Origin of the sequence: Mixta sp., assembly GCF_024610815.1 — a bacterium.
Classification (GTDB): domain Bacteria; phylum Pseudomonadota; class Gammaproteobacteria; order Enterobacterales; family Enterobacteriaceae; genus Mixta; species Mixta calida.
Genome location: NZ_JANION010000078.1, coordinates 13564 through 34179, shown reverse-complemented (window position 1 = coordinate 34179; position 20616 = coordinate 13564). Strand labels below are relative to the sequence as shown.

Here is a 20616-nt window from a genome sequence, read left to right as displayed (position 1 = left end):
ACGGCCGCCCGTGCGTTTTCTTCCGCGACAGCGGATTATTCTGCGGCCAGCGCCTCTAAATCATCATGAAACGCGGTAACGGCGATGGCGCGGTTGTCGGCGCGATAACGATCCGCCGCCGCCGGCGCGGAGCTTTGCACCGCAATCAGCCGCCAGCCGTCGTCGGTCTGCAACAGCAGCGGCGATCCGCTGTCTCCGGGCAGCGTATCGCACTGATGCGACAGCACCGAACGCTGCGCCCAGCCGGTAATCAGACAGTCCTGATGCGACCAGAGCGCATCCAGGTGATCTTCAGGATAGCCCGCCTGGGTGACTTTGCGGCCGTTGGTTTTTAGCGCGGCGGTGAGATCGCTGCGTGAGCCGTCAAACAGTGGAATTGGCGTAATACCGGAAGGCGGATTGCGCAGCACAATCAGACCATAATCATAAGGCGCTGCGGCGGCGGGAACGATCCAGCCGTCGCCGTCAGCTTTGAGTTTTTTGCCAAGGCTGGGGTCTACGCGCGCTTCGATATCGTGAATTTCATAACGCCAGCCATTGTCCCCGGCGATAAAGCGCAGGGCGACTGGCTTATCCAGACGGCCAGGCGGCGTCACCAGACAGTGACCGGCGGTCAGCGCCAGATGTGCGGAGATCAGCGTTGCGCTGCACAGGTTGCCGCTTTCGGTTTCCAGCTGTCCAATCGCTTCCCACGGTACGCTGGCGGGGCGATCGACTGGCTTGCGGTCGTCATGACCGAAGAACAGCATTTTAATCTCTTCGGGACCCGGCCCTTCATCGCTGTCATCATCTGCATGCGTAAAAAAGGGAAAACAGAGCAAACCCACTACTAACACAGCCGTTATGCGCATATCTCTCTCAGGAAGGGGGAGAATGATAAGAATAAAGGGTTAACACGCGTCATGCGTTAACTATAGTCGGTGAGAAACAAAAAAGGGAGTTTAATCCAGAATATCAGTACGCTACGACTATCAAATATAGAAGCAGGCCGCAATTGCGCCACACAAAATCATTACGGCAAGGATTATTTCGAAACGATAGCGACGTACCATTTCCGTTACTCCAGGAAAAAACACCCGGAAAACCGGGTGTTTGTTAGCTGTTCTCGTCAGGAGCTGGCTCCCGCCATTATTTTGCCGCTGATTTTACAACTTTTTTGTGGTGCTTTTTAGCGGCCTGAGCTTTCTGCGCAGCCGGTTTAGCGACGTGCTTGTGGTACTTTTTAGCGGCCTGAGCTTTCTGCGCAGCCGGTTTAGTGGCGTGCTTGTGGTGCTTTTTAGCGGCCTGGGCTTTCTGCTCAGCCGGTTTAGCCGCTTTTTTGTGATGCTTTTTAGCCGCCTGCGCTTTCTGAGCAGCTGCTTTTTTATGTTTATGATGAACGGCTTTATGCTCAACTTTAGCCGGAGCCGCAGTGGTCGGAGTGGCGGCGGCCGGGGCCGGAGCTGCGGTGGTCTCAGCTGCGAAGGCAACGGAAGAGAGACCCATAGCAGCGGCGACAACCAGAGCGAATAATTTTTTCATTGTAAAACCCTCGAATGTTTCTTCATGTATTAGCCCACTGCGGGGCCGGTGAAGAGAATATAAAGAAACGCGCGCGGGCTTTCCGTGAGTGATTGGTATCGGCGTGTAACGGAATGTACAACAAGAAAAACCGGCCTGCGCGAGGGCGGCAGGCCGGTGACAAGCGCTTAACCGAGGTAGCGCTGCTCCAGATGAAGACGGAAGTGAAGCGGATTCAGGTCTTCACCGCTCGCCTGCGTTATCAGCTGCGCCGTCGGGAAGCGGCTGCCGTGCTGCCAGATATTCTGTGAAAGCCAGTCGAAAATCGGCTGCAGTTCACCAGCGGCGATCTGTTGATCCAGCTGCGGCAGCGCGCGGCGCACCGCCTGGAACAGCTGCGCCGCGTACATCGCGCCCAGCGTATAGGTCGGGAAGTAGCCGAAGGCGCCGTCGGTCCAGTGTATATCCTGCATACAGCCGTCACGGTAGTTGCCCTGGGTATCCAGCCCCAGATAGCGCTGCATTTTCTCATCCCACAGCGCCGGAATATCTTCCACCTCGATATCGCCGCCAATCAGCGCGCGCTCGATCTCATAACGCAGAATGACGTGCAGCGGGTAGCTGACCTCATCGGCGTCGACGCGGATAAAGCCGCGCTTCACTCGCTGGTTCAGCCGTACAAAGTTACCGGACGTCAGCGCGGGCTGTTCGCCCATCTGCGCGGTTACCAGCGGGAGAATATGCTGCAGGAACGGCGCGCTGCGCGACAGCTGCATCTCGAAAAACAGGCTCTGCGACTCATGAATGGCGGTGGAGCGCGCCAGCGCCACCGGCTGGCCGCGCCAGGCTTTTGGCAGGTTCTGCTCATAGCGCGCGTGGCCGGTTTCATGGATGACGCCCATCATTGCGCTGACGAACTCGTTTTCGTTATAGCGCGTGGTGATGCGCACATCCTCCGGCACGCCGCCGCAGAAAGGATGGGCGCTGACGTCGAGACGTCCGGCGTTAAAATCGAAGCCAAGCAGTTTCATCAGCTGTAAACCGAGCTGGCGCTGCGCCTCGATCGGGAAGGGGCCCAGCGGCACATCGACCGGCTCTGCCGCCTGTTTCTCCACGACGCGTTCAAGCAGCGTCGGCAGCCACTGGATCAGATCGCCAAACGTGGCGTCCAGCTGCGCGCTGGTCATGCCTGGCTCATAGAGATCGAGCAAGGCGTCATAGCGTGAGCAGCCCGCGGCCTGCGCGCGGATTTCCGCTTCCTCGCGGCTAAGGCGCACCACCTCTTTCAGATTAGCAGAGAAACCCTGCCAGTCATTAGCCGGACGCTGCTGACGCCAGGCGTGTTCGCAGCGCGAGCCGGCAATCGACTTCGCCTCCACCAGCGAGGCGGGCAGCAGCGCCGCCTGTTGCCACGCGCGTCGCATCTCCAGCAGATTGGCCTGTTCCACGTCGTTCAGGGATTCCTGCTGCGCCGCATCGAGCCAGGCTTCCATCCTGCTGTCGGTCAGAATCTGATGCTGCAAAACGCTCAGTTCCGCCAGCGCTTCGCCACGCGCCTGACTGCCGGCGGGCGGCATCATGGTTTGCATATCCCAGCCGGCGATGGCGGAGAGATGGCCGAAGCGCGACAGGCGCTGAAAAGTCTGGGTCAGTTGTTGATAAGCCGATGTCACGCATATCTCCTTGATAAGTTAGGAATGGATCGCCGTACTGCGCAAGGGTAGATCAACCGGCCAGCAAAAGCGAACGCTGGCGCCGCCGAGCGGGCTGCTGTCGATGACGACAAAGCCGCCCAGCGCCTGCGCCACTGACTGCACAATCGCCAGCCCCAGACCGCAGCCGCCGGTGGCGCGGTCGCGGCTGGGATCGAGACGCACAAACGGCTCCAGTACGCGCTGACGCTCTTCAAGCGGAATGCCGGGGCCGTCATCCTCAACCTGCAGGCAGGCCAGATTACCGTCGAACCAGAGTCCGACCCGCAGTCGCTGGCTGGCATAACGCAGCGCGTTATTCACCAGGTTGTCCAGCACGCGCTCCATCAGTCGGGTGTCGGAGACGCCGATATTGTCGCGCTGAGGCAGATCGAGCGCGATCTCATATTCAGGATGCACCGAACGGATATCGGCGATGCGCTCGCTGAGCCAGGCGGCGAGATCCACCGACTGCAAAAACAGCTCTACCTGCGGACGATCGAGCCGCGCATAGGTCAGCAACTCTTCTATCAGCGATTCGAGCTGGCCGATATCGCGCTTCAACGCGGTCGATTCCGCCACGCTGAGATTATCGCTCATCTCCAGCCGGTAGCGCAGGCGCACCAGCGGCGTTCTCAGCTCATGGGCGATGTTGTCGATGAGCTGTTTTTTGCTGGCCACCAGCGTGTTGATATTGTCCGCCATCTGGTTAAAGGCGACGCCAAGACGCACCAGGCTGGAAGCATTATCGAAATGAATGCGCTCATCCAGATGCCCCTTGCCGAAGCGCTGCGCCGCTGATTCCAGTTTCAGCATATCTTTCCAGTAGGGGCGCATCCAGATAAATACCGGCAGCGCCAGCGACATGCCGATAAACGCCAGCAGCGCGATATCCAGCAGCCGCATCTCATGCAGATAAAAAAGGTAGGGGATCGGGCCGACGGCCAGCACATAGTGGCTGCGTGGAATATGCTGCAAAAAGGTGTATTCGTCGTCCAGCGCCACAATTTCCCCGGCGCGCAGGCGGCGCATGCTGACCGGATCAAGCTGATATTTGCTCATCGGCTCGATATGCAGCTTAAACGAGAGGTTCAAATCAAGATTGTTGATGGTTTTGTTCCAGTCGCGCGGCGGAATTTCCCGCAGCTCGCTGCGCATCAGATAAAGCGAGCTTTTCATCAAATCGTCCATCGACTGACGCCCGGCGCGCTCGGCGGTGAATTTGTACACCAGGCCGACCAGCATGGTCATTACCAGAAAGCAGACGAACAACAGCAGATAAAACTGGATAAAGAGTTTTCTCATTCCGCGTGCGTATCCCAGGCATGTGGCGCAAACAGATAACCTTTATTACGGATGGTTTTTATCCGATAAGGTTCGGTGGCGCTGTCGTGCAGCTTTTTACGCAGGCGGGAAATCGCCACGTCGATGCTGCGATCCATGCCATCGTAGCTGACGCCGCGCAGCGTTTTCAGCAGCGCGTCGCGGTTGAGAATTTGTCCGGCGTGGGTCGCCAGTTCCCAGAGCAGATCGTAATCGGCCGTGGAAAGGGCGATGATCTCCTGGCCCAGCGTTACCTGACGATTCAGCGGATCGATAGTGAGCGATCCGAAGCGCAGCGCTTTCTGGCTGTTGACCAGCGGCGCGATCTCATCGTGATGCGAGGCGTTCGCCTGACGCAGATGCAGGCGCAGGCGCGCCAGCAGCACCGCCGGCGGCGTGGTTTTCAGAATGTAGTCATTGGCGCCCATCTCCAGCGACAAGATATGGTTCATATCGCTGTCCAGCGAGGTGAGCAGCACAATCGGGCCGGACCAGCTGGCGCGCAGATCGCGGCACAAGGTCATGCCATCTTTGCCGGGCAGCATGATATCCAGCATGACCAGATCGGGCTGCTCGCGGGCAATGACCGCCTCGGCCCGGTCGCCGCGGCTTTCGACAATCACTTCCAGCCCATGACGACTCAGCCAGGCGGCAATCAGCTCGCCTACGTCCGCATCGTCTTCAACAAAAACTATTTTATGCATGATGTAAAAAATAAGGCTGTGAATTAAACCAGCATATCCTTTTCAGATAATAACCACCATCAACGCCCGTTAAATGACGCAAGATGTATAGTACAACTCAGGGGAACTATGCCATTATATCTGAAGGGTTGTTAACGCAGGTTGTAACCCTTTTTTTCTGGCCAGGAGGAGAGTGAGGGTGTCAGATAAACAGCTGGCGTCAGCGGTCTTAAATGATCGTATCTGCTTCAATTATACCGATTTTCTTGCTGCATCCTGTAAAAAGCGCTGGAGCTTCGTCGATGCGATTTACGGCGTAATGCCCATTTTCGGCATGGTGACGCGTAACCCGGCAGATTCGCAGCGGCCTCCTTCAGAGCGGCTGAAAGAATTAGCGTTGCAAATCATTTCAACGCAGGTTAGCGATGAGATTAATATCGCCCGGCTGATTACCTTAGCCGAGCAGCAGCATATCGCGCAGTTTGATATTTTATTGCCTTACCCGCTTACCCGCGAGCAGCTCGACGCGATTCATCATGAATACCGCAAGCCGCTGTCGCTGTCCCAGCAGGAGGAACGGCTGACCATCCAATTTCCAGCCGCCCCACACTGATTACCGCATTAACATCCAGGTTGCCGGGACGGCGCCGATCACCAACAGGGTGATGGCGGCGCGCTCGGCCACGCTCAGCGCATTCAGCGCTCGGCCGCCGCGGCGGGCGAACAAAAACAGCAGCATCCCCGGCGCATAAAGGATCACTGACATCAACAGATGCAGCGGGCCGGAAGCGTACAGCAGCCACAGACCGTAAGCGCAGGCGCCCAGCGCCACCAGCGTCATGTTCGCCTTGCCTTTGCCCCACACCAGCTTCAGCAGATAAGCGCCGACAAGGAAATAGGGCACCAGCACCATTTCCGAGGCGATGGTCAGCAGCGTGTTGTAATCGGAATTGGTCAGCCAGATCACAATCAGGCAGACCTGTACGCTGCCGTTGGTCAGCCACAGCGAGGCGGACGGCGCGTTATGACGGTTTTGCTTGCTCAGGCTGCGCGGAAACGCCCCCTGCTGCGCGGCGATAAAAGGCACTTCCGCCGCCATGATCGTCCAGCTCAGGTAGGCGCCGCACACCGAAACCACCAGCCCAAGCGCGATGACCGCATTGCCCCAGGCGCCGATCAGTTTGGTCATCAGCCCGGCCATCGACGGGTTGCGCATCTCCGCCAGCTCAGCGCGCGGCACAATGCCCAGCGACAGTAGCGTGACCAGCAGATAAACGCTCAGCGCCGCCAGCACCGCCAGCAGCGTCGCTTTGCCTACGTCGCGCTTGTTGCGTGCCCGCGCCGACACCACCACCGCGCCTTCCACGCCGATAAACACCCACAGCGTAATCAGCATGGTTTGCTTAACCTGTTCCCAGACCGGTTTGCCCAGCTCTATGCCGGTGAAATCGAAGCGGAAACGATCGAGATTAAAGGCGATGATCGCCAGCACGATAAACAGGCCGAGCGGCACCAGCTTGCCCAGCGTGGCGAGCAGGTTGATGCTGGCGGCGGTCTGCACGCCGCGCAGCACCAGCCAGTGAACCAGCCACAGCAGCAACGACGCGCCGAGCATCGCCTGCCAGGTATTGCCATCGCCGAACACCACATGGCCGGGCGAATCGGTGAAAAAGCTCAGCGCGGAGAAAACGATCACCAAATAGGAGACGTTGGCGATCACCGCGCACAGCCAATAACCCCAGGCGGAGCTGAAGCCTACCAGCTCGCCGAAGCCATCGCGGGCATAGGTAAATATGCCGCCGTCCAGTTCCGGTTTCAGGCGCGTTAACAGCAGCAGCGCCAGCGAAAGAAAAAGGATGCCTGCGCCGGTAATAGCCCAGCCGATCAACAATGCGGCGGGGCTGGCGACGGCCGCCATATTTTGCGGCAGGCTGAAAACCCCTGCACCCAGCATTGAGCTGAGAACCAGCGCGGTCAGCGCGCTAAGGCCTAATTTTTTGTCCAAAAAACCGTCCTGAAACAGAATAAATAACCAGGGAACCGCGTTGCGGTTGACTTTTCATCAGGCGTGAAGCGAAAGAGGCCTTCGTTTCCGCTGAAATAAGGCGGCGATTTTACGGAGTGCGGGGCTGTCGCGCAATGCGTGTCTATGCAAAAAGCGCTACAGATTATTCAGAATGTTACGGAGCGGCGGGGAGGCCGCTCCGGGTGTGGATTATTTGAACAGATCGGCGGTCACGGTCAGGTTGCCGCCGCTCTGGTTCTGCCACTGACGGGTCACGTGGTAGAACTTCGCGCCTTTCGCCGCGGCGCGTTTGGCCACCGCTTCGGAGATTTCCGTCGGCGTGCCGAAGTGGCCAGTGAAAGTGACGGTATCGAACGGCTGCATCTGCGCGGCGGTGATAGCGTTCACTTCCTGGATCTCCGTGCCGTTCGGCAGGCGTACGGTATAGCGCTCGCCTGTGGAAGTCTGGGTTTCAAAGAAGCGGCCCACCTTATTGCTTGGCGTTTCGGAAGAAGCGACGCCCGGCAGTTCAACCTGCTTCGCCGCTACGCCGCCGGCGGCCAGCGCCGCTTTGCCCGCTTCGGAGTTGCGCGGAATGGCGTTCGGGCTCTGCACCTGGCGTTTCGGCGCGTCGGCTTTATAGACGTAGGCGGTAATGTACTGATTGCCGCCGCTGTTGGCGTCAATCTGGCGCACAATAAAGAAGGCTGCCGCGCCTTTCTCTTTCGCGGCCTTGCCGATGGCGTCATTAACGTCCGGCTGGCTGCGATAGAAGCCGCTGACGGAGACCGTATCGAAAGGCTCCAGCGCGTAGGCTTCCGCTTTCGGCAGCTCTTTCACGCCGCTGAAGTAGCGATAGCTGCGACGGGTGTCGGCCGCGGGCGCATCGGCGCGATAGAGATCGGCGGAGACGCGCCAGTTGCCGCTGTTGCCGGTGGCGTCGCTGGTGCCGACGATATAAAAGGAGGCGGCGCCCAGCTCATCCGCACGTTTAGAAACGGCATCGGTTGCGTCGCCGATGGAATTGAAACGACCGGTGATATTAATGCGTTCGAATGGTTTTAACGCGGCCGCTTTTTCTGGTGACAGCTCCTGCGCCGCCTGAGCGGTTAGCGTCATTGATGACAACAGCGCGGTCACCAGAAGAGTGTTCTTCAGCTTCATAAAAATAATCCTTCGCCTTACGCCAAAATTGAGTACGAAAACGTGCTGGACTCTTGATGTGTAACAGATTAGCTGCCGATTATTGCATGTAATAATGGCCGCTGTCTCAGCCAATTTATGCCATTCAGACGCGCCGGTTTAATCATAAAAAGGCGGCGTCCGACGGTGCGGTTTTTAGCGCATTTTACGCTGCGGTTACCGCTTTAACTGATTGATGATACAACTTATTTGGTTAAGTGATTGTTAAATAAGGGTGAAATTGCGGCTGATATTCTGTTTGCCACCCGGTTCAACAGTGAGATATCACTAAAAAAACGCTATTTAAACGGTAAAAATAATGCCTGCACGCGTCTGCGCTGCATTTTTGCATGAAAAGTGACGCAGGTCCGGTTACAGGTAGATTATCAGACATATATTCAGTAGGTTATACACACTTTGATACAAAGTCCGAAGCGAACAGCGGATACCGTGCCCGCCGTTCAGGGTCATCACTAACCGATGAAAGGGAAAACTATGTTAATTGGAGTACCCAAAGAGCGGTTGCCCAACGAAGCCCGCGTGGCCGCAACGCCTAAAACGGTGGAGCAGCTGCTGAAGCTGGGATTTCGCGTGGCAATCGAACAGCAGGCGGGCCAGGCGGCCAGCTTCGAAGATAGCGCTTATCAGCAGGCTGGCGCCGAACTGGTCGATCGTGAGCAGGCGTTTCAGGCCGATATCGTATTGAAAGTGAATGCGCCTGATGATGAAGAGATCGCGCTGCTGCGTGAAGGCGCCACGCTGATCGGCTTTATCTGGCCCGCGCAAAATCCGGCGCTGATGGAAAAGCTGGCCGCACGCAAGATCAATGTAATGGCGATGGATGCGGTGCCGCGTATTTCGCGCGCGCAGTCGCTTGATGCGCTCAGTTCAATGGCGAATATCGCTGGCTATCGCGCCGTCGTGGAAGCGGCGCATGAATTCGGCCGCTTCTTTACCGGCCAGATCACCGCGGCGGGCAAAGTGCCGCCCGCGAAAGTGATGGTGATCGGTGCAGGCGTCGCCGGTCTCGCCGCCATCGGCGCGGCGCGCAGCCTGGGCGCCATCGTGCGTGCTTTCGATACCCGCCCGGAAGTGAAAGAGCAGGTGAAAAGCATGGGCGCCGAATTCCTTGAGCTCGATTTCAAAGAGGAAGCGGGCAGCGGCGACGGCTACGCCAAAGAGATGTCCGAGGCGTTTATCGAAGCGGAAATGGCGCTGTTCGCCGCCCAGGCGAAAGAGGTGGATATTATTATCACCACCGCGCTGATCCCCGGCAAACCGGCGCCGCGACTGATCACCCGCGATATGGTCGCTTCCATGAAATCCGGCAGCGTCATTGTGGATCTGGCGGCGCAAACCGGCGGCAACTGCGAACTGACGGTCGCGGATCGGGTCACCACGACCGACAATGGGGTGAAAATCATCGGCTATACCGATCTGCCGAGCCGCCTGCCTACGCAATCTTCCCAGCTCTACGGCACCAACCTGGTTAATCTGCTGAAGCTGCTGTGCAAAGAGAAGAACGGTGAAATCCATATCGACTTTGAGGATGTGGTGATCCGCGGCGTGACGACGGTGCGCGCAGGCGAAATTACCTGGCCGGCGCCGCCGATTCAGGTTTCCGCCTCGCCGAAAGCGGCGCAGCCTGCCGCCGCCGCGCCGCCGGTAGACGCGAAGCCCACCTCGCCCTGGCGCAAATACCTGCTGCTGGCGCTGGCTATCGTGCTGTTCGCCTGCCTGGCGAACGTCGCGCCCGCCGCCTTCCTGTCGCACTTTACCGTGTTCGCGCTCTCCTGCGTGGTGGGTTATTACGTGGTCTGGAACGTCAGCCACGCATTGCATACGCCGCTGATGTCGGTCACCAATGCGATTTCAGGGATTATCGTGGTCGGCGCGCTGCTGCAAATCGGTCACGGCGGCTGGGTCACCTTCCTGGCTTTTATCGCCGTGCTGATCGCCAGCATCAATATCTTCGGCGGTTTCACCGTGACTCAGCGCATGCTGAAAATGTTCCGTAAGAACTAAGGGGTAACAACATGTCTGGCGGATTAGTTACTGCAGCATATATTGTTGCCGCAATCCTTTTTATCTTCAGCCTGGCGGGGCTTTCGAAGCATGAGACCTCGAAACAGGGCAATATTTTCGGCATGGCCGGGATGGCCATCGCGCTGCTGGCGACCATTTTTGGTCCCGACGCTGGCAACATCGGCTGGATTTTACTGGCGATGGTGATCGGCGGCGCCATCGGCATCCATCTGGCGAAGAAAGTCGAAATGACCGAAATGCCGGAGCTGGTGGCGATCCTGCACAGCTTCGTTGGCCTGGCCGCGGTGCTGGTCGGCATCAATAGCTATATCGATCACGGGCCGGGTCTTGATGCGGTGATGCAGAATATTCACCTGACGGAGATCTTCTTAGGCATCTTTATCGGCGCGGTCACCTTTACCGGCTCGGTCGTCGCCTTCGGCAAGCTGCGCGGCAAAATCTCATCGCGTCCGCTGATGCTGCCGCATCGTCACAAGCTCAACCTGCTGGCGCTGGTAGTCTCCTTCCTGCTGCTGTGGACTTTCGTCAGCACAGAGAGCGTCGGGCTGCAAATCTTCGCGTTGCTGATTATGCTGGTGATCGCGCTCGCTTTCGGCTGGCATCTGGTGGCCTCGATCGGCGGGGCAGATATGCCGGTCGTGGTTTCCATGCTGAACTCCTATTCTGGTTGGGCGGCAGCGGCGGCGGGCTTTATGCTGAGTAACGATCTGCTGATCGTGACCGGCGCACTGGTCGGTTCGTCCGGCGCCATCCTCTCTTACATCATGTGCAAGGCGATGAACCGCTCCTTTATCAGCGTGATCGCCGGCGGCTTCGGCACCGGCAGCAGCGCTGCGACGGAAGACGAGGAGAGCGGCGAATATCGCGAAATCAACGCGCAGGATACCGCCGAGCTGTTGAAAAACTCTTCCACGGTGATCATTACGCCAGGCTACGGCATGGCGGTGGCGCAGGCGCAGTATCCGGTTGCGGAGATCACGGAAAAGCTGCGCGCGCGCGGCATCAATGTGCGTTTCGGCATTCATCCGGTAGCGGGACGTTTGCCTGGTCATATGAACGTGCTGCTGGCGGAGGCGAAGGTACCTTACGACGTGGTGCTGGAGATGGACGAGATCAACGATGATTTCGCCGATACCGATACGGTGCTGGTAATTGGCGCGAACGATACCGTCAACCCGGCCGCGCAGGAGGATCCGCGCAGCCCGATTGCCGGCATGCCGGTACTGGAAGTGTGGAAAGCGCAAAACGTAGTAGTATTCAAACGTTCCATGAATACCGGCTACGCCGGCGTGCAGAATCCTCTGTTCTTTAAAGAGAACACGCAAATGCTGTTTGGCGACGCCAAAGCCAGCGTCGAGGCGATTCTGAAGGCGTTGTAAGGGCTTGCCCGATAAAAAAAGCTGCCGTCGGTTTTCGCACTGACGGCAGCTTTATTTTTGCCAGCAATAAAACAATAACCGCTGTTAATCGTCGTCGTCGTCATCGTCCAGCTCAATGGACGAGGCGAAGTTATCGGGCTTGATCACCAGCAAATCGCAGCGTAGATGGTCGATCACCTGTTCGGCGGTATTGCCTAAAAACGCGGCGGAAAGCCCGGTGCGGCCAATGGTGCCCAGCACCACCACGCCAGCGTTCAGATGTTCCGCCAGTTCCGGAATCACCTCTTCCGGCAGCCCCTTGGCGACATGCGTGAACTTTTCATCAATGGCGAACTTCTGCCGCAGCGCCTTCATCGCCACCAGATGCTGGCCGCGAATAGCGTCGTTGTAAACGCTGGGATCGAAATCGGGCAGTTCGATGGCGATATTAATCGGAGTAACCGGGTAAGCGCCGACCAGATGCACTTCGGTATGGTTAACCATTGCCGCCAGTTCGGTGGTTTCACGGATCAGCTTCTGGTTCAGCTCATCATGATGGGGTTCTTCACTGGCGAGGTTAACGGCGACCACCGCTTTGCCCTGTTCCGGCCAGGGCTGATCTTTCACCATCCAGACCGGGCAGGGGCACTTACGCAGCAGATGCCAGTCGGTTGGAGTAAAAATCACCGACTCCAGCCGATCGTGCTGATGCGCCATTTTTAATACCAGATCGTGTTGCCCGGAGAGGACTTCCTGAATAATCGCCTCGAAAGGGCGGTTATGCCAGACAACCTTGATTTCGATATCGACGCCCGCTTCGAGATACGCATGCGCCTGCTCGCGAATCCATTCTGTCCGTTGGCTGATCACCCCTTTACGCATGGTGGTGCGCTCATCAGGAGAGAGCAGGGTGGTCATTTCATAGGAAAAATCATAGATGGGCAAAAAAGCCTTAATTTTCCCGCCGATACGCTGATTAAGGTAGACCGCCCGGCGTAACGCGGGCTGATCGTCCTGCTCAGGATCTATCGCCACCAGAATGTTTTGATACTTAACCATAACGGCTTCTCCTAACACCAGAGCGTGTCAGCTAAAGATAGCCCATTAACAGGTCAGGAAAAAGTGAAAAAGTTCTAGCCGGATCAATAAAATAACAAATAGTGACCCGGCGAGATATCAGGCTGCGCCGCGGCTCTGGCCCGCCAGTTCGGCCAGCATGGGATGGTTTTCGATAGTGATATATTTGCCTTTAACCGCCAGCATGCCGCTTTTCTGGAAGCGACCCAGCAGGCGACTGATGGTTTCCACCGTCAGGCCGAGATAGTTGCCGATATCGCCGCGCGTCATGGTGAGACGGAATTCGCGCTGGGAAAAGCCGCGCTGTCCAAAGCGACGCGCCAGATTCCAGATAAAGGCCGCCAGGCGCTCTTCGGCATTTTTCTTCGACAGCAGCAGGATCATATCCTGGTCGCCTTTGATTTCGCCGCTCATCAGACGCATCATTTGCTGACGCAGGGCAGGCATTTTGCCGGAAAGATCGTCCAGGGTTTCAAACGGAATTTCGCATACCATTGAGGTTTCCAGCGCCTGCGCGAAGCTGGGGTGGTGACCGGAACCGATGGCGTCAAAGCCGACCAGGTCGCCAGCAAGGTGAAAGCCGGTAATCTGCTCGTCGCCCTGTTCGGTAATGGTGTAGCTTTTAATGGTCCCGGAGCGAATGGCGTAAAGCGAACGCAGCTCATCACCCGCTTTAAACAGCGCCTGACCTTTCTGAATCGGCTTTTTACGCTCGATAATGTTGTCCAGCTGGTCCAGCTCATGTTCATTCAGCGTGAAGGGAATACAAAGTTGACTGATGCTGCAGTCCTGACAATGGATTGCGCATCCACCAGACTGTATACGACGAATGCTTCGTTTTTCCGGGATCATCATACATCCTCGACGATAATTGACTGAGGTCAATTTTAACATTCTTCGTGAGCGAAATGGAATGCATAAACGCACATTTAACCGCATAAAAATCAGGGATGTTATCAATCAATAAACTCAATGTAATCGTCAGGGTAAAAAATGTGCATTATTTTGTTAATCAGTGAAGTTGAAGCGCTTTTCCTGCCGGGCTCAGATGAAAATGCATTTTTAACACTTAAGTAACCTGTTAAAAAAGCACCGGCAGGGTGATGAAAAAAGCAGCGGAAAGGAGGGGGCCGCAGCGCGCGTTTACCGCCTTTGGCAACAGGTCGCTTATCGGTTAAAATTGCCGGGACTCTGCAATACTTTTCTTCTTCGTGCATTGCCACGACATATCAGGCGTGAGGTAGGCCCCATGAACCTTGACGATAAAGATCTGTTTCGTGACGCCATGGAAGATGTCACCCCGCTGAAAGATTGCGCAAATGTTCACTGGCTGAAAACCCCGACGCCCAAAGCGCCGCGGCAGTCAGCGAATGAGGAAATGGAAAACTTCCTGACCCGAGGCTACCTCGATATTGTTCCGCTCAGCGACCCTCTGGAATATAAAGCCGAAGGCATTCAGCAGGGCGTGCTGGATAAGCTGCGTCTGGGGAAATATCCGCTCGACGCCCGCCTTAACCTGCTGCGCCAGCCGGTAGAAAACTGCCGTCAGATGCTGTTCGCTTTTATGATGGAGGCTCGTAAGGACAGCCTGCGCAACCTGCTAATCGTGCATGGCAAAGGACGGGAGGATGAGTCCCACGCCAATATCGTGCGCAGCTATCTGGCGCGCTGGCTACAGCAGTTTGAAGATGTGCAGGCGTTTTGCATCGCGCAGCCGCAGCATGGCGGCAGCGGCGCGATTTATGTCGGCATGCGTAAAACGGAAAAAGCGCGGCTTGATAACCGTGAGCGGCATGCGAAACGCAGCCGTTAATCCCACCTTCCGGCTGGCGTTCGCCAGCCGCTGATTATCGCTAGACCGAATGACATTTACGGATGGTCGCCAGCAAAATCTCTGCGCTGAGACATAAAGGATGGCCGGAGCGGGTAATAATGCCTACCGGCTCGCCGGGACCGTGCGAGGCGATCGGCAGCGCGGCCAGTGAATTGTGCAGTAAATCTTCTTTTACCGCGCCGGAAGGCACAAACCAGACGTAGTCGTAACGCAGCGCCAGTTGCCGCGCCAGCGAGGTCGAGGAGGTTTCGACGCAGTTAGGCGGCAGCGTACAACCCTGTTCATCCATCATCGCCTGCGCAATACGGCGCGGCGCGGTGCCTTCAGGTGAAATGACCACTGGCCATTGCAACGCGCGGGATAGCGTGACGTTGTCACTTAGAAGAGGATGTTCCGGCCTGACTACCAGCCGCAGCGACTCCAGAAACAGCAGCTCGTATGAGAGCCCGGCCATCATATCGGCATCCGCCATGCGTCCAATGCCGATATCGAATTCACCCGCTTTCAGACCTGCCAGCAACACATTATTATGCAACGTCGCCACCTGCACCGTCGCCTGCGGCTGCTGCTGGTGAAAGCGATCGAGGATCTGCGGTAGCATACCCATCGCTGCGGTGGTCAACGCGCCGAGACGAATCACTACAGGTCGATCGCCGATTGGATTGACGAACGACTGCCCGGCATGGTTCAGGGCGTCCAGCACCTTGACCGCATGGGTCAGGAACTGCTCGCCGATAGTGGTGAGCTGCGCGCCCAGCCGACCGCGTTCAAACAGACGCGCGCCGGTAAGCTCCTCCAGCTCATTAAGCGTCTTTGACAGCGCGGGTTGACTCAGGCTGAGCGTCTCCGCGGCGCGCCCCAGCGTGCCTTGCTGTGCGACCGCAACGAAAGTATGTAAATGGCGCAGACGGATGCGCTGATTAAACAGGTAGTTTTTGTCCATGAAGAGAGAGTAGAGACGCCAGCAGACATTAAGCAAGCGTCTCACGACGATTTTGTTAACTTAATTGCAAATTAATATTAACATTCTTGCCCCATGAGCAGAAAATCGACCAATTTTCGGGTCAGGAAGTAATTAAAGCCGCTCTCACCATAACTTTTTCGCATGGAACCGGGCGGTTAGCGCTGTACAGCAAAGGCGGCGCAATGTGTTGAGAAAATTTCATATAGCGGCAAAGTCATAGCCGCAAGTGGTTGCGTTTCGCTATTATAGGCCGTTTTATCGCGACAGGACGCAGCGTCCGTTAACCAGTTACAGGGAGTAGGATCTGGACAGCATAAAGGCAATTGATGTTCGTCAGCTTATTAACCAACATGGACTTAGCGCTTTCCAGCGACGCGTTATTGCGCTGAGCTTTATTATCGTCGCGCTGGACGGCATGGATATCGCCCTGATGGGGTTTATCGCCCCCGCGTTGCGCAGCGCGTGGCCGATAACCAGCCATCAGTTAGGCATGGCGATCGGCGCGGCGCTGGTAGGGCTGGCGCTGGGCGCGCTGTGTGCCGGACCGCTGGCGGATCGCTATGGTCGTCGCTGGATTATCATCTGCAGCGTCTTCTTTTTCGGCGTCTGGACGCTGGCGACGGCGATGGCGCAAAACATCGAACAGATGATGCTGTTTCGCCTGCTGACCGGGCTGGGGCTGGGCGCGGCGATGCCTAACGTCGGCACGCTGGTGTCGGAATATGCCCCTGAGCGTAAGCGTGCCTTCCTGATTACCGTGGTGTTCTGCGGTTTTACCTTCGGTGCCGCCAGCGGCGGAGTGGCCGCCTCCTGGCTGATCCCAACGTTCGGCTGGCACGCGGTATTGCTGATGGGCGGCATCCTGCCGCTGCTGTTGCTGCCGCTGCTGCTGCGCTACCTGCCGGAATCGGTACGTTTTCTGCTGGCGCAGCAGGCGCCCGCGTGGCGCATCCGGGCGATTGTGGAAAAAATGTGGCCCGGCGCGACGTCTCCCCACAGCACCTTCCTTTACCCTGTTTTAACGCAGGACGCTGGCGCCATCGGCACCGTGCTGTCAGGGCAGTACCGCTTCGGCAGCCTGATGCTGTGGGGCGGCTATTTTATGGGGCTGTTTCTGGTCTACCTTATCGGCAGCTGGATGCCCGCGCTGATCGGCGATCTGGGGCTGAGCGTTACCGCCGCTGCGCTGATCACCGCGATGTATCAGGCGGGCGGCACGGTCGGGTCGCTGTTCGCCGGCTGGCTGATGGACAGGGTCAACGCTAACCTCGCGCTGGCGGCGATCTATTTCGGCGGCGCGCTGGCCACCATTTTGTTGGGCTGCGTGCCGGCGCAGCCGCTGCTGATGGCGACCATCGCTTTTTGCTGCGGCTTCTGCTTTAACGGCGCCAACACCGGCATGAACGCGCTGGCGGCCAGCTACTATCCGACCCAGGCGCGCGCCACCGGCTCCAGCTGGATGCACGGCATCGGGCGCATCGGCGCCATCCTCAGCGCCGTCGTCGGCGCGCAGATGCTGACGCTGGGCTGGTCATTCAGCCAGATATTTATGCTGCTGGCGTTGCCCGCGGTGCTGACCACCCTGATGCTGATAGCGAAGCAGCGCTGGGGGTAATGCCTTTTGTAAAGCGTGCGTGACAGTCGTCGTCGCGCGGCTTTCACCAGGGCGATCACAAATTTAACAAGATTTTCCCGCCGCGTTTTTGCTTGCTCTACAGTGGCATCAGGTAAGCGCAAAAAAGGCGAGGCTATGGAAAAGTTTGTCAGCGCGGATATTCTCCGTGAACGTTTTTCTCAGGCGATGTCCACGATGTATCAGCAGGAAGTGCCGCAGTATGGCACGCTGCTGCAGCTGGTGGCGGACGTCAATCAGCAGGTGCTGGCGCAGGACAACGCGCTGGCCGAGCGGCTGACGGCGACGGATGAACTGGCGCGCCTGAGCGTGGAGCGCCACGGCGCCATCCGCGTCGGCAGCGCGCAGGAACTCAGCACCTTGCGCCAGCTGTTCGCCATTATGGGCATGTATCCGGTCGGCTACTACGATCTGGCGCCAGCGGGCGTGCCGGTTCACTCGACGGCGTTCCGGCCGCATGAAGGGGATGCGCTGCGCCGCAATCCGTTTCGCCTGTTCACGTCGTTGCTGCGGCTGGAGCTGATTGAAGATCGCGCGCTGCGCGAGCAGGCCGCGGCCATTCTGGCGAAAAGGCGTATCTTTACGCCGCGCTGTCTGGCATTGATTGAAGAGCATCAGCGCACGGGCGGCTTCGACGAGCAGAGCGCCGAAGAATTTGTGCGCGAAGCGCTGGAAACCTTCCGCTGGCATCGGCAAACCATCGTCGACCGCGCCACCTGGGAGGCGCTGCATCAGCAGCACCGGCTGATCGCCGACGTGGTCTGCTTCCCTGGCTGTCATATCAACCATCTTACGCCGCGCACGCTCGATATCGATCGGGCGCAGGCCTTAATGCCCGAATATGGCATTACGCCGAAGGCGATTATCGAAGGGCCGCCGCGCCGTCAGGTGCCGCTGCTGCTGCGGCAGACCAGCTTTAAAGCGTTGGAGGAGCCGGTTATCTTTCAGGATGGCGCAGAGGGGCGTCATACCGCCCGCTTCGGCGAGATCGAGCAGCGCGGCGTCGCCCTGACGCCTGCTGGCCGGGAGCGTTACGACCGGCTGCTGGCGCAGGCGGGCAGCGGCGGCGACAACCAGCAGCATCAGCAGCAGTTGGCGCGCATCTTCAGCGAGTTCCCGGACAACGAACGCGAACTGCGTCAGCAGCAACTCGCCTGGTTTGAGTATCGCCTGACGGAAAAAGGGCGACGGCAGGGCGTGCCGCCGGATGCGGATTGCGAAACGCTAATTGAGAAGGGAATGCTAACGGCCGATCCGCAAATCTATGAGGATTTCTTACCGGTCAGCGCCGCTGGCATCTTCCAGTCCAACCTGGGCGAGGGGGCGCAGGAGCGCTTCTCCATGCAGGCGAGCCGCGCTGATTTTGAAGCGGCGCTGGGTTGCGAAATCACTGATGAAATGTCGCTCTACGCCGCGCGACAGGCGGAAAGCCTGCGACGCTGCGGCCTGAATGCCTGATACATTCGGCTATCCGTTTTTACTTTTACGACGCAGGCTGTCCGCCGGGCCTGCGTCTTCCTTTTTCCGCCGTTTTTCCTGCGCTTTCCCTGGCTGAATCTCCTTTCTGTTCGGTCTACAGCCCGCCTGACCTGCTTATCGCCGCTTTACTGGCGACGAAACCAGCATAACCGGCTGTGCTTATCGGTATAATCTGCAAAATGGCGTCTGCCATAGACAATAAAAATAAGCCTGCGAATAATATGCCCGTGCTTTACGATGGAAAAAATAATGAAGAATGAACCTTTAAGAATTCTCACGGCTGAGGGTGCATTGCGCGGCGCGATTGATGACGGCATTTTTGTGTTCAAGGGTATTCCCTATGCGGCGCCGCCAACGGGGCCGCTGCGCTGGCGCGCGCCACGCCCGGCGACGCCGTGGAAAGAGGTGCGCGATGCGACGCAGTGGGGCAACGCCAGCTGGCAGAATCGCGAATATTGTGTGCTGGCGGGCGGCGGTGATCCCGGCCAGCTCAGTGAAGACTGCCTCTATCTGAATGTCTGGTCGCCGGAAATTCAGCCGTCGCGCCCGCTGCCGGTGATGGTCTGGATACATGGCGGCGGCTTTACTATCGGCGCGGGTTCGCTCAGTCCCTATAACGGCAAACCGCTGGCCGCGCGCGGCGTGGTGGTGGTCACCATCAACTATCGGCTCGGCCATCTTGGTTTTTTTGCGCACCCGGCGCTGGATGCGGAATCGCCGCCCGGCGAGGCGATCAATAATTTCGCCCTGCTGGATCAGATCGCCGCGCTGCAATGGGTACAACGCAATATTGCCGCCTTCGGCGGCGATCGGCGCAATGTCACCCTTTTTGGCGAATCGTCCGGCGGCCGCAGCGTGCTGTCGCTGTTTGCTTCGCCTTTGGCGGCGGGGCTGTTTCATAAAGGCATCGTGCAGAGCGCCTACAGCCTGCCGGATAAAAAACGCAGCGAGGCGCTGGCAAGCGGCGTGGCGGCGGCGCATCACCTGGGGTTGAAAAACGCTACGGCGGAAGCGTTGCGCGCGCTGCCTGCGGACAGCTTCTGGACGCTGCCGCCGCATCTTGGCAACGGCCCGGTCGCTATTGCGGGCGATCGCGTGTTGCCGAAGCCGGTGGTGGAGGTGTTCGCCGCCGCGCGTCAGCACCGTTATCCGCTAATGATCGGCTACAACAGCGACGAGGCGAGCGTGCTGGAGTTTTTCGGCGTCGATCCTGTCGCCACCATCGCCAAACTGCGTGCGCGGCGGCCGCTGCTGCTGAAAATGATCAAATCGCTTTATGACGAGCATGACGATCGCCGTCTCGGCAGAAAAGTGGCGCGCGATATGGCGTTCGGCACCATGACCTGGCTGGCGGTGAATGCGCAGCATCGCCGCGGCGTGCCGGGCTGGCGTTACTACTTTGACTATGTCTCGGAGAACTCGCGCGATCTCTGCCCCAACGGCAGCTGGCACGGCAGTGAAATTCCCTACGTGATGGACACGCTGAATGCGGAAAACCCGCAGCAGGCGAACCGGCCCTTTACCGATAACGATCGGACGTTCGCCCGGCGCGTCAGTGAATACTGGCTGCGCTTCGCCCATGACGCCACCGAGTTCTCCCATCAGCTGCAGGGCGAAGTCCTCTGGCCCGCCTGGCGACCGGGCGAGGACACTACTCTGCGTTTCGGCATGAAAGGGGAAGCGGCTATCGTTCCGCAGACGCGTTTTATGCGCCTGCGTTTGAGGCTGCTGCGGTTGCTGGTGCGCGCAATGGTGCGGCTGTAAGCGCGCCGCGCGTACCACCCTGCGCAGCGGCATAGCGGCCGCTGCGGTCAGCGCTGAACCGGCATCTGTTAAAGATG

19 protein-coding genes are annotated in these 20616 nt (G+C 58.1%); 7 read left to right on the top strand and 12 right to left on the bottom strand.

Annotated features, from left to right (window positions below):
- Positions 1–35: 35 nt before the first annotated feature.
- The 6 genes from MYY08_RS05010 to rstA form a co-directional block, all read right to left on the bottom strand.
- Positions 36–851 (bottom strand): trypsin-like serine peptidase, encoded by an 816-nt coding sequence (locus tag MYY08_RS05010; RefSeq protein ID WP_084971191.1) that lies wholly within the window; start codon positions 849–851, stop codon positions 36–38.
- A gap of 120 nt (positions 852–971) precedes the next feature.
- Positions 972–1052: a small membrane protein YdgU gene (gene ydgU, locus MYY08_RS19235; protein ID WP_457920439.1), complete on the bottom strand. Its 81-nt coding sequence runs from the start codon at positions 1050–1052 to the stop codon at positions 972–974.
- 76 nt (positions 1053–1128) lie between these two features.
- On the bottom strand, positions 1129–1521 hold the full coding sequence (gene asr / locus MYY08_RS05005; RefSeq protein WP_288013601.1) for an acid resistance repetitive basic protein Asr: 393 nt from the start codon (positions 1519–1521) through the stop codon (positions 1129–1131).
- Positions 1522–1688: 167 nt separating this feature from the next.
- Positions 1689–3173 (bottom strand): carboxypeptidase M32, encoded by a 1485-nt coding sequence (locus MYY08_RS05000; protein WP_084971187.1) that lies wholly within the window; start codon positions 3171–3173, stop codon positions 1689–1691.
- An 18-nt stretch (positions 3174–3191) separates the two neighbouring features.
- A complete protein-coding gene (gene rstB / locus MYY08_RS04995) occupies positions 3192–4496 on the bottom strand; it encodes a two-component system sensor histidine kinase RstB (RefSeq protein WP_159378902.1) in 1305 nt (434 codons plus the stop codon).
- Positions 4493–5218, bottom strand: a complete 726-nt coding sequence (gene rstA / locus MYY08_RS04990) for a two-component system response regulator RstA (protein ID WP_038626033.1) — start codon at positions 5216–5218, stop codon at positions 4493–4495. Before rstA ends, rstB begins: the two co-directional genes overlap by 4 nt.
- 178 nt (positions 5219–5396) lie before the next feature.
- Here rstA and MYY08_RS04985 point away from each other — a divergent pair, with 178 nt between their 5' ends.
- Positions 5397–5810 (top strand): hypothetical protein, encoded by a 414-nt coding sequence (locus MYY08_RS04985; RefSeq protein WP_038626035.1) that lies wholly within the window; start codon positions 5397–5399, stop codon positions 5808–5810.
- Here the strand turns inward: MYY08_RS04985 and MYY08_RS04980 are convergent, their stop codons facing one another.
- Both MYY08_RS04980 and ydgH read right to left on the bottom strand, forming a co-directional pair.
- Positions 5811–7202 (bottom strand): amino acid permease, encoded by a 1392-nt coding sequence (locus MYY08_RS04980; RefSeq protein WP_038626037.1) that lies wholly within the window; start codon positions 7200–7202, stop codon positions 5811–5813.
- Between the two features lie 210 nt (positions 7203–7412).
- Entirely contained in the window at positions 7413–8366 is a 954-nt protein-coding gene (gene ydgH / locus MYY08_RS04975; RefSeq protein WP_038626039.1) for a DUF1471 family protein YdgH, read from the bottom strand.
- A 513-nt stretch (positions 8367–8879) separates the two neighbouring features.
- Here ydgH and pntA point away from each other — a divergent pair.
- The gene (gene pntA / locus MYY08_RS04970; RefSeq protein WP_190295885.1) at positions 8880–10409 is read left to right on the top strand and encodes a Re/Si-specific NAD(P)(+) transhydrogenase subunit alpha; all 1530 of its coding nucleotides are present in this window, start codon (positions 8880–8882) and stop codon (positions 10407–10409) included.
- Between the two features lie 11 nt (positions 10410–10420).
- Positions 10421–11809, top strand: coding sequence for a Re/Si-specific NAD(P)(+) transhydrogenase subunit beta (gene pntB / locus MYY08_RS04965; RefSeq protein WP_288013589.1), 1389 nt, complete (start codon positions 10421–10423; stop codon positions 11807–11809).
- Positions 11810–11893: 84 nt separating this feature from the next.
- Here the strand turns inward: pntB and uspE are convergent, their stop codons facing one another.
- From uspE to MYY08_RS04950, 3 genes are all read right to left on the bottom strand, one after another.
- Complete coding sequence (gene uspE / locus MYY08_RS04960; protein WP_038626045.1) at positions 11894–12847, bottom strand: universal stress protein UspE; 954 nt, start codon at positions 12845–12847, stop codon at positions 11894–11896.
- Between the two features lie 117 nt (positions 12848–12964).
- Complete coding sequence (gene fnr / locus MYY08_RS04955) at positions 12965–13717, bottom strand: fumarate/nitrate reduction transcriptional regulator Fnr (RefSeq protein WP_038626046.1); 753 nt, start codon at positions 13715–13717, stop codon at positions 12965–12967.
- Positions 13718–13821: 104 nt separating this feature from the next.
- Complete coding sequence (locus MYY08_RS04950) at positions 13822–14088, bottom strand: hypothetical protein (RefSeq protein WP_133052098.1); 267 nt, start codon at positions 14086–14088, stop codon at positions 13822–13824.
- Positions 14089–14114: 26 nt separating this feature from the next.
- Between MYY08_RS04950 and smrA the strand changes: the two genes are divergently transcribed.
- A complete protein-coding gene (smrA, locus tag MYY08_RS04945) occupies positions 14115–14678 on the top strand; it encodes a DNA endonuclease SmrA (RefSeq protein WP_038626048.1) in 564 nt (187 codons plus the stop codon).
- Positions 14679–14718: 40 nt separating this feature from the next.
- Here smrA and MYY08_RS04940 read toward each other — a convergent pair whose 3' ends face one another.
- Entirely contained in the window at positions 14719–15642 is a 924-nt protein-coding gene (locus MYY08_RS04940) for a LysR substrate-binding domain-containing protein (protein WP_288013609.1), read from the bottom strand.
- A 325-nt stretch (positions 15643–15967) separates the two neighbouring features.
- Here MYY08_RS04940 and MYY08_RS04935 point away from each other — a divergent pair, with 325 nt between their 5' ends.
- The 3 genes from MYY08_RS04935 (at position 15968) to MYY08_RS04925 (ending at position 20539) form a co-directional block, all read left to right on the top strand.
- A complete protein-coding gene (locus MYY08_RS04935) occupies positions 15968–17278 on the top strand; it encodes an MFS transporter (RefSeq protein WP_038626052.1) in 1311 nt (436 codons plus the stop codon).
- A 135-nt stretch (positions 17279–17413) separates the two neighbouring features.
- Entirely contained in the window at positions 17414–18754 is a 1341-nt protein-coding gene (hglS, locus tag MYY08_RS04930; protein WP_288013584.1) for a 2-oxoadipate dioxygenase/decarboxylase HglS, read from the top strand.
- Between the two features lie 270 nt (positions 18755–19024).
- Positions 19025–20539: a carboxylesterase/lipase family protein gene (locus tag MYY08_RS04925; protein WP_038626056.1), complete on the top strand. Its 1515-nt coding sequence runs from the start codon at positions 19025–19027 to the stop codon at positions 20537–20539.
- Positions 20540–20616 lie beyond the last annotated feature (77 nt).

Coding starts and splice junctions, on each gene's coding strand:
- MYY08_RS04940 (WP_288013609.1), bottom strand. CDS start 15,642: ATGGACAAAAACTACCTGTTTAATCAGCGCATCCGTCTGCGCCATTTA.
- pntA (WP_190295885.1), top strand. CDS start 8,880: ATGTTAATTGGAGTACCCAAAGAGCGGTTGCCCAACGAAGCCCGCGTG.
- uspE (WP_038626045.1), bottom strand. CDS start 12,847: ATGGTTAAGTATCAAAACATTCTGGTGGCGATAGATCCTGAGCAGGAC.
- smrA (WP_038626048.1), top strand. CDS start 14,115: ATGAACCTTGACGATAAAGATCTGTTTCGTGACGCCATGGAAGATGTC.
- MYY08_RS05010 (WP_084971191.1), bottom strand. CDS start 851: ATGCGCATAACGGCTGTGTTAGTAGTGGGTTTGCTCTGTTTTCCCTTT.
- fnr (WP_038626046.1), bottom strand. CDS start 13,717: ATGATCCCGGAAAAACGAAGCATTCGTCGTATACAGTCTGGTGGATGC.
- MYY08_RS04925 (WP_038626056.1), top strand. CDS start 19,025: ATGAAGAATGAACCTTTAAGAATTCTCACGGCTGAGGGTGCATTGCGC.
- rstB (WP_159378902.1), bottom strand. CDS start 4,496: ATGAGAAAACTCTTTATCCAGTTTTATCTGCTGTTGTTCGTCTGCTTT.
- hglS (WP_288013584.1), top strand. CDS start 17,414: ATGGAAAAGTTTGTCAGCGCGGATATTCTCCGTGAACGTTTTTCTCAG.
- rstA (WP_038626033.1), bottom strand. CDS start 5,218: ATGCATAAAATAGTTTTTGTTGAAGACGATGCGGACGTAGGCGAGCTG.
- pntB (WP_288013589.1), top strand. CDS start 10,421: ATGTCTGGCGGATTAGTTACTGCAGCATATATTGTTGCCGCAATCCTT.
- ydgH (WP_038626039.1), bottom strand. CDS start 8,366: ATGAAGCTGAAGAACACTCTTCTGGTGACCGCGCTGTTGTCATCAATG.
- asr (WP_288013601.1), bottom strand. CDS start 1,521: ATGAAAAAATTATTCGCTCTGGTTGTCGCCGCTGCTATGGGTCTCTCT.
- ydgU (WP_457920439.1), bottom strand. CDS start 1,052: ATGGTACGTCGCTATCGTTTCGAAATAATCCTTGCCGTAATGATTTTG.